Annotated in this window: 11 protein-coding genes, 1 pseudogene and 2 riboswitches; of the genes and pseudogenes, 5 read left to right on the forward strand and 7 right to left on the reverse strand. The window is 45.3% G+C overall.

What is annotated here, in order from left to right:
- Positions 1-236, reverse strand: a pseudogene (locus B5D50_RS15335) (hypothetical protein); the annotation flags it as partial.
- A 97-nt stretch (positions 237-333) separates the two neighbouring features.
- Here B5D50_RS15335 and B5D50_RS15340 point away from each other — a divergent pair.
- Positions 334-1,371 (forward strand): threonine aldolase family protein, encoded by a 1,038-nt coding sequence (locus tag B5D50_RS15340; protein ID WP_078923537.1) that lies wholly within the window; start codon positions 334-336, stop codon positions 1,369-1,371.
- Positions 1,372-1,425: 54 nt separating this feature from the next.
- Here B5D50_RS15340 and B5D50_RS15345 read toward each other — a convergent pair whose 3' ends face one another.
- Positions 1,426-1,851 carry a LysM peptidoglycan-binding domain-containing protein gene (locus B5D50_RS15345; RefSeq protein WP_143594381.1) on the reverse strand — a complete coding sequence of 142 codons (426 nt, stop codon included), beginning with the start codon at positions 1,849-1,851 and terminating at the stop codon, positions 1,426-1,428.
- 232 nt (positions 1,852-2,083) lie between these two features.
- Between B5D50_RS15345 and B5D50_RS15350 the strand changes: the two genes are divergently transcribed.
- Genes B5D50_RS15350 through B5D50_RS15365 form a run of 4 tightly spaced genes read left to right on the forward strand, consistent with a single transcriptional unit; the run spans position 2,084 to position 5,616 of the window.
- Positions 2,084-2,209, forward strand: coding sequence for an element excision factor XisH family protein (locus B5D50_RS15350; protein ID WP_078923538.1), 126 nt, complete (start codon positions 2,084-2,086; stop codon positions 2,207-2,209).
- A gap of 49 nt (positions 2,210-2,258) precedes the next feature.
- Entirely contained in the window at positions 2,259-3,302 is a 1,044-nt protein-coding gene (gmd, locus tag B5D50_RS15355; RefSeq protein ID WP_078923539.1) for a GDP-mannose 4,6-dehydratase, read from the forward strand.
- Between the two features lie 24 nt (positions 3,303-3,326).
- Positions 3,327-4,472 carry a glycosyltransferase family 4 protein gene (locus B5D50_RS15360; RefSeq protein WP_078923540.1) on the forward strand — a complete coding sequence of 382 codons (1,146 nt, stop codon included), beginning with the start codon at positions 3,327-3,329 and terminating at the stop codon, positions 4,470-4,472.
- 10 nt (positions 4,473-4,482) lie between these two features.
- Positions 4,483-5,616 carry a glycosyltransferase gene (locus B5D50_RS15365; protein WP_078923541.1) on the forward strand — a complete coding sequence of 378 codons (1,134 nt, stop codon included), beginning with the start codon at positions 4,483-4,485 and terminating at the stop codon, positions 5,614-5,616.
- 88 nt (positions 5,617-5,704) lie between these two features.
- On the opposite strand, the gene gcvP is transcribed toward B5D50_RS15365, so the two are convergent.
- The 5 genes from gcvP to serS all read right to left on the reverse strand — a co-directional run bounded on the left by gcvP (position 5,705) and on the right by serS (position 12,230).
- A complete protein-coding gene (gcvP, locus tag B5D50_RS15370) occupies positions 5,705-8,584 on the reverse strand; it encodes an aminomethyl-transferring glycine dehydrogenase (RefSeq protein WP_234975897.1) in 2,880 nt (959 codons plus the stop codon).
- Positions 8,585-8,604: 20 nt separating this feature from the next.
- Positions 8,605-8,997, reverse strand: a complete 393-nt coding sequence (gene gcvH / locus B5D50_RS15375; RefSeq protein WP_078923543.1) for a glycine cleavage system protein GcvH — start codon at positions 8,995-8,997, stop codon at positions 8,605-8,607.
- A 26-nt stretch (positions 8,998-9,023) separates the two neighbouring features.
- A complete protein-coding gene (gene gcvT, locus B5D50_RS15380; RefSeq protein ID WP_078923544.1) occupies positions 9,024-10,106 on the reverse strand; it encodes a glycine cleavage system aminomethyltransferase GcvT in 1,083 nt (360 codons plus the stop codon).
- Positions 10,107-10,151: 45 nt separating this feature from the next.
- A riboswitch (glycine riboswitch) is annotated at positions 10,152-10,249 on the reverse strand.
- A riboswitch (glycine riboswitch) is annotated at positions 10,250-10,336 on the reverse strand.
- Between the two features lie 130 nt (positions 10,337-10,466).
- Positions 10,467-10,940, reverse strand: coding sequence for a DUF192 domain-containing protein (locus B5D50_RS15385; RefSeq protein WP_078923545.1), 474 nt, complete (start codon positions 10,938-10,940; stop codon positions 10,467-10,469).
- A gap of 15 nt (positions 10,941-10,955) precedes the next feature.
- Positions 10,956-12,230, reverse strand: a complete 1,275-nt coding sequence (gene serS / locus B5D50_RS15390; protein WP_078923546.1) for a serine--tRNA ligase — start codon at positions 12,228-12,230, stop codon at positions 10,956-10,958.
- Positions 12,231-12,403 lie beyond the last annotated feature (173 nt).

Raw genomic sequence — 12,403 nt, forward strand, 5'->3', positions numbered from 1 at the left:
ATGATGAGGTGGGCAATATCATTGTAGTCAAAGAACACTTGGCTAAAAAAACGTTGCATCCGTCGATAGCGAGAGGCAATTTCTGTATCGCTGTCTATATGCACGGCCAACAAGCTCAGATTCATTTGACGCGCATTCAGCAGCGCCAGCAGCATTGATACAAAACAATCCAGACGGGGCTTGCCCCAACCTAAATAGGCTTTTAAACTGTCTCTCAGTCCATCGCTCAGATCCATTTCGCTCTCCTGTGTGGTAACTAGAGAGTAAAACATAGGGGCGATGGACTTTCATCTTTATAGGTAGTCAACTCACTAAATCAATGGGTTAAATGTTTTGTCGTGTACAGAGAATTATGCAGGTATTTGCCCCGCTGCACTCGATTACTTCCAACAGGCGAATAATTCAGGCCATGAATTAGCTTATGGTGATGATATTTGGACACAAAAGGTATGTGATGCCCTGCGTGATCTGTTTCAAACCGATTGTGAAGTCTTCTTTGTTTTCAATGGCACCGCCGCCAATTCTTTAGCCCTGTCAGCTTTATGTCAAAGCTATCATTCAGTGATTTGCCATGAACTGGCTCATATTGAAACCGATGAATGTGGTGGCCCTGAATTTTTTTCTAATGGCTCTAAACTACTGGTGGGCAAAGGTGAAAACGGCAAATTAACCCCGGATACTATCGAAGCGATTGTCACCAAACGCAGTGATTTGCATTTTCCTAAACCTAAAGTCGTCTCGATTACTCAAGCCACCGAAGTCGGCAGTGTCTATAGTGTGGAAGAAATTCGTGCTATAGCCGCGATTGCTAAACGCCGACACCTAAAGCTCCACATGGATGGCGCCCGCTTTGCCAATGCTGTCGCCTCTTTAAATGTGCATCCTTCTGAAATCACTTGGCGGGCTGGGGTGGATGTTTTGTGTTTTGGGGGTACGAAAAATGGTTTACCGATTGGCGAGGCTGTGGTGTTTTTTGATACTCATTTAGCAGAAGACTTTGCTTATCGAGTGAAACAAGCGGGGCAACTCGCTTCTAAAATGCGTTATTTATCTGCGCCTTGGTTAGGTTTATTAGAAAATAATACTTGGCTTAGCAATGCTCAACATGCGAATGCAATGGCAGAGCGACTCTATCTCTACCTTAAAGAGCTACCTCAAGTACGGATTATGTTTCCACGTCAAGCGAATGCGGTCTTTGCTGAACTACCTTTACCGGTAATCAAAGGCTTGCAGGCTAAAGGTTGGCGTTTTCATCAATTTATTGGTGCAGGGGGGTGTCGCTTTATGTGTGCTTGGGATACGCAAGAAGAGACCGTAACAAGATTTGCGGCAGATATAAAACAGCTGAGTGAAGCCATTGAGCCTGTTTGAATTTAACAGGTGAGTCCGAACACGCACTCACCTGACTGCTTAAGCGTCTAGCTATTAAGCGACGCGCAGCATCTGCCCAATTTCAATATGATTTGCTTCATAAGCACTGATATTATTTAATTTCATCAAGCGCTTAACGGTCGTGCCATAACGGGCGGCGATTTTAGAGAGACTATCACCGGGCTTGACTACCACTACCTTGTAGTGTGCTTTTTTCTTCCAGCTTTTGCCCCAACGCTGTTCAAATTTATTGCTGTAATAGCTGTGGCTTCTATTCACAACTCGAATAGCGGGACGATGCCCTAAATCATCAGAACTCACCACACTAATGCTCGCACTCACACGCGGCTGGCTGTGGTGGGGAATATTAGTGATCGGGTGATCAATATAAGTTGAGCTACGGCCATCAGCCAAGCTAGTGCCAGCCATTGCTGTGACGGTTAAAGCAACAATACCTGCAAGTAAATGACGAATTTTCATGGGGAAGACTCCTAATTCTGAACTGAAGACGGTTCAACTGTTGTTAGTGACCATGTATCAAAGTATGCAGGAAACTTCGGGGCTGGAAACTCCCTTAAATACGGTGAGTTGCTTGAACTTTGCTCCCCTAAATGAGGGATAAGATCACTAGCCTAAAAGACTGCTCGGATGCCTCGCATGCGGCCAAGCCTTTTGCTAGACTGTCAAGTCCCTTAACTCATAGAAATACTTTATGCCAGCACGCGATATTTATCACCGCAATACCAGGCAAACCCTAGAAAATACTGGCTGGCAGGTGACTGCCGATCCTTATTTACTCAAGGTCGGCGTAATTTCGATGTATAGTGATTTAGATTAGAATTTGTGCACTAGCATTCGCTCAACTCACAATACTCAGACCACTGTCAATGGGTAAGTCCTCTATCTCACTGATCACGGGCATCACTGGTCAAGACGGTGCTTATTTAGCACAATTACTACTCGAAAAGGGCTATACAGTTTACGGTACTTATCGCCGTACTGCCTCCACCAACTTTTGGCGTATTGAAGAATTAGGCATTCGCCAACATCCTAAGCTGTATTTAGTCGAATATGATCTAACCGACTTAGGTGCTAGCATTCGCTTACTGCAACAAACTGAAGCGACCGAAGTGTATAACCTTGCCGCACAAAGCTTCGTGGGTGTCTCCTTCGATCAGCCGATGGCAACAGCCCAAATTACCGGCTTAGGTCCGCTTAACCTGCTAGAAGCTATCCGCATTGTGAATCCCAAGATTCGCTTCTATCAAGCCAGTACCTCTGAAATGTTCGGCAAAGTCCAAGCCATTCCTCAATGTGAGCGGACACCTTTCTACCCGCGCAGTCCTTATGGTGTCGCTAAACTCTATGCGCATTGGATGACCATCAACTACCGCGAAAGCTACGATATGTTTGCCACGAGTGGCATCTTATTTAACCATGAGTCGCCCCTACGCGGCCTAGAGTTTGTCACTCGCAAAATCACCAATGCCGTTGCTCGCATCCATTTAGCTAAACAAGCAACCTTAGAATTAGGTAACCTAAATGCCAAACGCGATTGGGGTTATGCAAAAGACTATGTAGAGGGAATGTGGCGGATGTTGCAGGCCGATGAGCCTGACACTTTTGTATTAGCCACTCACCGTACTGAAACGGTTCGTGACTTTGTTAATATGGCCTTCAAAGCGGTGGCTATTCAATTAGACTGGCAAGGCAAAGAAGAAAACGAACAAGGTATTGATACGTGTAGTGGTAAAGTATTAGTCAAAATCAATCCTAAATTCTATCGCCCTGCCGAAGTCGGTTTGTTAATTGGAAATCCTGCCCATGCTCAAGAAAAGCTCGGTTGGAAGCCTCAAACGACATTAGAACAATTGTGCTGCATGATGGTAGAAGCAGACTTACGACGAGTACAACAAGGTACATCCTTTTAAAATGGCTAATCTAAAGCAATTTTCATGAGTCTTAAACTGGCTTTAAATGCTACTGCACTCTTATCCCCTCTTACGGGGATAGGTCAATATGTATTAAATCTTGCTAAAGAGCTTATTAAATCGGGTACTATTGACCTTGATTTTTTTTATGCCCTATATTGGCAGAAAACAATTCTCGATTCACCCGTGGCCTACAGCAATCAGTTACGTAGCAGTATTAGAGACTACGTACCTTGCTCTTATGAACTAAGTCGTTTTCTACAAAAACTTAGATTCACTCAACATACAAAAAATAATAAATTTGATCTTTATCATGAGCCTAATTATCTACTAATGCCATTTGATGGGCCATCAGTAGTTACCGTTCACGATCTATCATGGATACATTACCCTGAGCTACATCCAGTTAATCGAGTTCGTGCTTTAAATAAGTATTTTGAAAAATCACTAGAAAATGCTAATTATATTCTGACGGATTCAGAGTATGTTCGCCAAGAAATCATACAATTACTTTCTGTCAAACCAGATAAGGTACAAGCGATTCACCTTGGAGTAGATGCGCTGTTTCAACCACACACTGAAGAAGATGTGAAAGCTATCTTGCAAAAATATGGGCTGATTTATAATAGGTATTTATTAGCTGTAGGAACATTAGAACCCAGAAAAAATCTTAATTTTGCTTTACAGGCTTACCAACAGTTACCTAGTGATCTGAGAAAGATATTTCCATTGATTATTATTGGTATGAGAGGATGGAAGCTCAGTGAACTAGATTATTCGCTACAAAGATCAATTAATAGAGAGGAAATCAAACTACTCGGCTATATTCCACGCACTGATTTGGCAGCGATTACAGCCGGTGCAACAACGCTTATTTATCCATCTATCTATGAGGGGTTCGGCCTTCCCCCTTTAGAAGCGATGGCTTGTGGTGTTCCACCTATTATTTCCGCTGTTTCTTCATTACCTGAAGTTGTTAGAGATGGTGGGGTAACTATTGCCCCGACCGATCAACAAGCTTTAACTAACGCAATTAACCGATTAATTGATGATCCTGCTTACAGAAAAAAATTGGGTCGGCAAGCACTTAAGCTCGCTCAGCCTATGACTTGGCAATTTTGCGCTGCCCAAACCTACCAAGCTTATCAGAAAACTCTTTCTTTATACTGATTAGTCATTCATGAAAATACTCTGCTTCGGACGGTTTTATGATAAATTCCCAGGAGGTATACAAACTCATATTGCGCATTTATTTGCAGCCTTAAACAATAAGGTTGAGTTTGTCCATCTAGTGCCTAGCAGAGACTTTACTAAAGCTCAGCTTTCACTTCATGGGTATCCGGTTATTCGAACCCCCAGTCTAAATATAGATGGTAGCTTGGCAATTTCCCCGACTTTAGTTACAGAAGCCATTAAGCTGCACAAAAAATATCAGTTTGATTTGATACATCTGCATTTTCCAGACCCTATGTCACATCTGGCATCTTTGGCTCTTCCCTCTGATATACCGCGTATTATTAGCTGGCATGCTGATATTACACGTCAAAAAATATTAAAGCACTTTTATCATCCTTTACTAAACAAGGCTATCAATCAGGCAGCAACCATTGTTGTGGCAACTCCAGCTCATATTACAAGTTCACCAGAGTTATCTCACCTTCATGAGAATAAGCTTTCAATCATCCATTATGGTTTTGACTTGAATAGGTTTCTAAAATCACATCCAAAAACTGAAAAAATAAAAAATCAGTTTCCCGGCTTGCGTATTTTTGCACTGGGCCGTCATGTGTATTATAAAGGCTTTGATATTTTAATTAGAGCCGTGCACCAATTACCTGTCGATACACAAATACTTATTGGTGGTTTAGGGCCACTAACAGAAATTTGGAAAAAATTAGCTGCAAGCGAAGGGCTGCATGAACGCATTCATTTTTTGGGTCTTGTGCCCGATGAGGTTTTACTGGCTTATTATCAAGCCTGTGATATTTTTTGCTTACCCGCTACCTCTTCAGCTGAAGCCTTTGGTATTGTACAGGTCGAGGCGATGGCGGCAGGAAAACCCATCGTTAGTACTCGCTTAAATAATGGTGTTGATTTTGTTAACCAGCATGGAACTACTGGCTTAACTGTAGAGCCGAATAATGTAAATGCTCTTGCTGATGGATTAAATAAATTATTGGCTAACCCAATATTAAGGCAACAATTAGGAGAACAAGCTCGTTACCGAGCCATTAATGACTTCTCATTAGAAACAATGGGGCAAAAAACCTTTGAACTATATCAACAAGTAATCATTGAGAACAAAAAGCCATGAAGCTAATTATTACACTGCTGATTCATTTTTATCACTCCAGCTCGGGAAGAGCGCTAGTCTCTTCCCTTTTCTCAATCACTATTCAAATCTACCGATAACTCTCCATCGGCGGACATGAACACACCAAGTTCCGATCCCCGTAGACATTATCAATCCTATTAACCGTCGGCCAATACTTTGCAGTGGGAATAACCCCTTGCGGAAATACTGCTTCTGTTTGGCTATATGGACGCTCCCAACCCTTCACCAAATCGTCTAAGGTATGCGGTGCATTCACCAATGGATTATTCTCCGGCGGCCAAATACCCTCTTGCACTTTGCGAATCTCTTCACGGATCGCAATCATCGCATTACAAAAACGATCTAACTCCTCTTTAGGTTCAGATTCGGTCGGCTCAATCATTAACGTACCCGCGACTGGAAACGACATGGTAGGGGCGTGAAAACCATAATCCATTAAGCGCTTGGCAATATCCGATTCATCAATACCTGAGGCTGCTTTCAGTGGGCGAATATCAATAATACACTCATGAGCTACCCGCCCATTCGCGCCCCGGAATAACACTGGATAATGCTCAGATAACCGTTGCATGATGTAATTAGCATTAAGAATCGCCATTTCAGTCGCACGCTTTAAACCATCTGCCCCCATAAGTTTAATATACGTCCATGAAATCGGCAGGATTGAACCACTCCCATAAGGAGCAGCAGAAATCGCGCTATTCCCATGTGGAATGCCATCCGGCGGATTGACCACATTGCTGGATAAAAAGGGTGCGAGGTGCGCTTTTACCCCAATCGGTCCCATCCCAGGGCCACCACCGCCGTGTGGGATCGCAAAGGTTTTATGCAGATTCAGATGCGATACATCCGAGCCAAATTGACCGGGTTTAGACAGACCAACCTGTGCATTCATATTCGCACCGTCCATATAAACCTGCCCACCGTACTGATGAACGATGCTACAAATCTCAACAATATCCTGCTCGAATACACCATGTGTAGATGGATAAGTGACCATTAAGCAAGATAAATTCGTAGCATATTGCTCAGCTTTAGCCCGTAAATCGGCTAGATCGACATTGCCATTGGCATCACACTCCACCACCACGACTTTGAGATTGACCATCGCGGCTGAGGCCGGATTCGTGCCATGTGCCGAGCTTGGAATCAAGCAGACATCCCGCTGCCCTTGCCCAATACTCGCCTGATAACGACGAATCGCAACCAAACCCGCATACTCGCCTTGCGCCCCCGAATTCGGCTGCATCGAAATAGCATCATAACCCGTGATTTCAATCAGCCAAGCTTCCAATTCCTTAATCATGGTGCGATAGCCCACGGTTTGTTCATTGGGAGCAAACGGATGAAGATCAGCAAATTCTGGCCAAGTCACTGGCATCATTTCAGCCGTGGCATTCAGCTTCATCGTGCATGAACCTAGTGGAATCATGCCATGCGTTAAGGAAAAATCTTTATTTTCCAAACGCTTCAAATAGCGCAACATTTCCGATTCGGAATGATGGGCATTGAATACCGGATGAGTTAAGAAAGCGCTAGTACGTTGATAGCCAGCAGGCAGACCCGTGAAGTTGTTGGCCAGCACCTGTTGATCCAAGGCATCCACCGTTAAACCATGCCCTGCACCGAGCAATACATCCAATAACTCGGCAAGATCCGCGCGGGTCTTGCGCTCATCCAAGCTAATCCCCACCTGTGTATCAGAGAGTTTACGCAAATTAATGCCAGCGGCTAAAGCCCGCTCATAAGCACCTACACTCTCCACGACCAACGTATCGAACCAAGTATCATGCAATAGCTTCACGCCTTTTTGCTGCAAGCCTAGCGCTAAAATTGAGGTCAAGCGATGAATACGGCAAGCGATGGTCTTTAGACCTGCAGGGCCGTGATAAACTGCATAGAAGGCCGCCATATTCGCTAGCAAAGCTTGGGCTGTGCAAATATTCGAGGTCGCTTTCTCACGGCGAATATGCTGCTCACGGGTTTGCATTGCCATCCGCAAGGCTTGCTTACCATGACTATCAATCGACACGCCGATCACCCGCCCCGGCATAGTGCGCTTATAAGCCTCTTTAGTCGCAAAAAAAGCCGCATGTGGCCCGCCAAATCCCATCGGCACACCAAAACGCTGCGAATTGCCGACTACCACATCAGCGCCCATCTCACCGGGTGACTTCAGCAAGACCAAGGCCATCAGATCTGTCGCCACACACACTAGAGCTTTTTGAGCATGGGCTTGTTTAATCGTCGCTTCAATGTCGCCGATTTCGCCACTTACCGCTGGATATTGCAGCATGACACCAAAGACGTTCTGCTGTGCCAAATCCTGCACTTTGCCAATCACCAGCTCAAAGCCAAAATACTCTGCTCGCGTTTTCAGCACGTCGATGGTTTGTGGCAAAACCTCATCGCTGACAAAGAACTTATCCGACCTCAGCTTATTCGAGCGCTTACACAAAGCCATCGCTTCTGCTGCTGCGGTCGCTTCATCCAACAAAGAGGCATTGGCAATATCCATGCCTGTTAAATCCATCACCATCTGCTGATAATTCAGCAGCCCCTCCAAACGCCCTTGTGAGATTTCTGGCTGATAAGGGGTATACGCCGTATACCAGCCGGGATTTTCCATCACATTGCGCAAAATCACTGGGGGTACTAGCGTGTCATAATAGCCCATGCCGATATACGACTTATTCAGCTTATTCTGGGCAGCTAACTGCTTGAGATAAGCCAGCGTCTCAGCTTCAGTGCGGCTATTCTCAAACCCTAAAGGCGCAGCAGTGAGAATAGCGCTTGGCACTGTGCTTTTAATCAAAGCCTCCAGTGAATCTGCCTGCACTGTTGCGAGCATGGCTTGGGTATCCGAGGCAGACGGACCAATATGGCGAGCAATAAAATCAGCGCGCTGCTCTAACTCACTGAGAGCAACGGTTAAATCTGTCATCATGTGTCTTACTCAGTGGGTGATTAAGCTTCGGAAGCAACCAATTCGCCATAAGCGTCAGCGCTCAGTAAAGCGGCTAGGTCACTTGAATTTTCTAATTTTAATTTGAAAATCCAACCCGCCTCATAGGGATCAGTATTGACTAATTCAGGGCTATCGTCTAACTCATGATTAACCTCAAAAACTTCGCCGCCAATCGGGGCATAAATATCGGAGGCTGCTTTTACTGATTCCACCACTCCGCATTCATCGCCCGCCGAGAGAATTGAGCCGATCTCTGGCAGCTCCACAAACACTAAATCACCTAATAAGGCTTGAGCATGGTCAGTGATACCAATGGTCACCGTGCCATCACCATGATCCAAAATCCATTCATGTGAATCGGCATATTTTAAATTAGCTGGAACATTGCTCATCTGAAATCTCCTAATTAACTTAACAATTAACTTAAAACTGACTGACCATGACGCACAAACACGGGTTTAACCACTTTAGCGGGCTGTAATTTACCACGAATATCGACCAAACAGTGATCACCACAGGCTGCTGGCACACGGGCTAAAGCAATTGCTAGCCCCAGCGTGGGTGAGAAACTGCCACTGGTAATTTCACCCTCGCCCGCCTCACAAATAACCCTCATGTGATTGCGGAGTACACCCTTACCTTCTAGCACTAAACCCACCCATTTTTGCTGCACGCCCGCCGCCTTCTCAGCTTCTAAGGCTTGACGACCTATAAAATCACGCTCAGCAGGCTGCCAAGCAATCGTCCAAGCCAAACCAGAGGTCAATGGCGAGGTCGTTTCATCCATATCCGTGCCATATAAATTCATCCCTGCTTCTAGCCGCAAGGTATCCCGCGCCCCTAAACCGGTCGGGGCTATCCCTGCTTGAATTAAAGCCGCCCAAACCTTGGCTGCTTGCTCAGCAGGAAACATCATTTCAAAACCATCCTCACCGGTATAACCGGTGCGTGCAATAAACCAAGTCCCAATTTGTGCGCCATAAAAAGGCTGCAGTGGCTCAGCTATAGCGATTTCATCTGTAGGCATCAGGGAAAATACTTTAGCGCGTGCATTCGGTCCTTGTACCGCCAACATGGCTAAATCTGAGCGTTCGGTTAAGCTAGCATCGAAGCCCTGAAGTTGGGCTTGCATCCAAGCAAGGTCTTTAGCGCGCGTGGCTGCATTCACGACCAGTCGATAAGAGGTAGCCGATAAATAATAAACGATGAGATCATCAATCACCCCACCCTCTGCAGTCAGCATGCAGCTATACAGGGCTTTACCGGGTTCTTTGAGTTTATCGACATTATTGGCCAGCAGCTTTAAGAGGTAGGGCTTCGCCTCACTACCTTGTAGGTCTAACACCACCATGTGTGAGACATCGAACATACCCGCATCACTGCGGACCTGTTTATGTTCTTGCAGCTGTGAGCCATAGTGAATCGGCATTTCCCAGCCCGCGAAATCAACCATTTTCGCGCCAGCCTCGAGATGCTGTGAATAGAAAGGGGTTCGTTGCACTTGATTCTCCCGTTAACAATAAAAAAGGGCGGCAGACTGTTAATCTACCGCCCCTCTGTCCTTGTTACCTGAGAGATTCCTTATTGATGAGCAATAAGTTACTACCCTTCGGTGGATGCAGCCGCATCACTCTCCAGAGTCAACCATCACCCACAGTCCTTTTGCCTGAGCGTTTACGGGCTATGCGCCTTCGGCGGCTTCCTTAAGAAGCACTCTCCTGCGGGTATCTTTGTTGAAGGGAGAGTTTATCGCATAAATACGCTCAAAAGGTAGCAAAAACCAATAAAGTTTTAGCATTTAAATACTAGCTTAGGAATAGCTGAGGCATAAGTGTTCACATTAAGTACTCAAATTCAGCACTCAATCTTGGAAAGTGAAACGGAAACGCTGCCCCGAATCCTGCCATGATTTAAGCCACTCTCGAGTCAAGGCATTATCCTCTAACTCCAAAACAAATTGGGTATTGGCTACCTGCACTCGCTCGCAATACGTTTGTTGGCAAGGTTGCAGCGCTGGCAGCACTTTAATTAACTCACCCTGTTGATTAAAAAATAATAAGCTCAAGGGTAGGAGCGTATTTTTCATCCAGAACGCCACTTCAGCCTCGTGCTCAAATACAAATAAAGCACCCTGCCCTGTTGGCAAGGCCTTGACCCACATTAAACCTTGTGCGCGTTCAGCAGGCGTATCAAACACTACGACTTTAATCGGCTGATTATTTAAAACCAAGGTGTGATCGAAGTTTAAGGGCTGCGCTTGCGACTCAGGATTTGACTGCTCCTTGCAAGCAGTCAAACCATACAGCAGGATAAGAACAACTAGCAGCAAACGCATCACATTAGGCTAGATTTAGGCTAGATAATCAGCTCCGCCCATGTACGGACGCAATACTTCTGGAATACGAATCCGGCCATCCGCTGTTTGATAATTCTCGACAACGGCCACCAATGCACGTCCCACCGCCACCCCTGAACCATTCAAGGTATGCAGTAATTCGGTTTTACCGGTATCTGGATTGCGATAACGAGCCAACATCCGACGGGCTTGGAAATCTAAAGTATTCGAGCAAGAAGAAATCTCACGATACTTTTGTTGCCCGGGTAACCACACTTCTAAATCATAGGTCTTAGCGGCTGAAAAACCAGTATCACCTGAACATAGGGTAATAATACGATAGGGTAAGCCTAACTTTTGCAGTATCGTTTCAGCATGCCCGACCATGTTTTCTAGAGCTTGCCATGATTGATCTGGGCGCGTGATTTGAACCATCTCAACTTTTTCAAATTGATGTTGGCGGATTAAACCTCGCGTATCCTTACCGTGTGAGCCTGCTTCAGAACGGAAACAGGGGGTATGTGAAGTGAATTTAAGGGGTAAACACGTGGCCTCCACAATCGTATCCCGCACAAGATTCGTGACGGGGACTTCCGAGGTGGGAATCAGATAATAACCTTGCTCATTATTCAGCTTGAATAAATCCTCTTCAAACTTCGGCAATTGCCCCGTACCACGCAAGCTATCTGCATTCACCATATAAGGAACATATAATTCGGTATAGCCATGTTGCTGAGTATGGGTATCCAGCATGAATTGAATCAGTGCACGATGCAAGCGCGCCATCGCTGCCCGTAATACCACAAAACGTGCGCCTGTTAATTTGCTGGCTGATTTGAAATCCATCCAATCTTGGCTAGCCCCTAGTTCAAAATGTTGCTTAGGCTCAAAATCAAAAGCTGGCGGTTCTCCCCAGCGGCGGACTTCCACATTTTGAGTTTCATCCGCCCCGTCTGGAACAGAAGCATCAAGAATATTTGGTAAACCTAAAGCAATAGCTTCCAAGTCAGCTTGGACTTTCGCTAAATCGTGCTCAGCGGTTTTTAATTGCTCACCCAAACTCGATACTTCAGCCATTAAAGGCGCAAGATCCTCACCACGTGCTTTTGCCTGACCAATACTTTTGGAGCGCAGATTACGTTGATTCTGCAATTCTTCAGTGTGCGTTTGCAGTGCTTTACGCTGCCCTTCCAGTGCGCGCACTGCATCCACATCTAACTTAAAACCGCGCCGTGCTAACTGCTTGGCTACGTCGTCAAGTTCAGCTCTTAATCGCTTAGGATCCAGCATTGTGTTTATCCATCATTATTTTAAGAAAAGTCTATCATAGCAAACCTCAAAGGCTTGCCGTAGTAAGCTTAGCAAGGAAAACCGCTGAACTGCGTGCGGCTTTGTACCTCTTGACGTAAAAAAATACCTTTTTATCAATAGTTACGGTCAAATGAGCCGTCTCACACTAGACT

It is taken from the genome of Thiothrix eikelboomii (assembly GCF_900167255.1).
Taxonomy (GTDB): domain Bacteria; phylum Pseudomonadota; class Gammaproteobacteria; order Thiotrichales; family Thiotrichaceae; genus Thiolinea; species Thiolinea eikelboomii.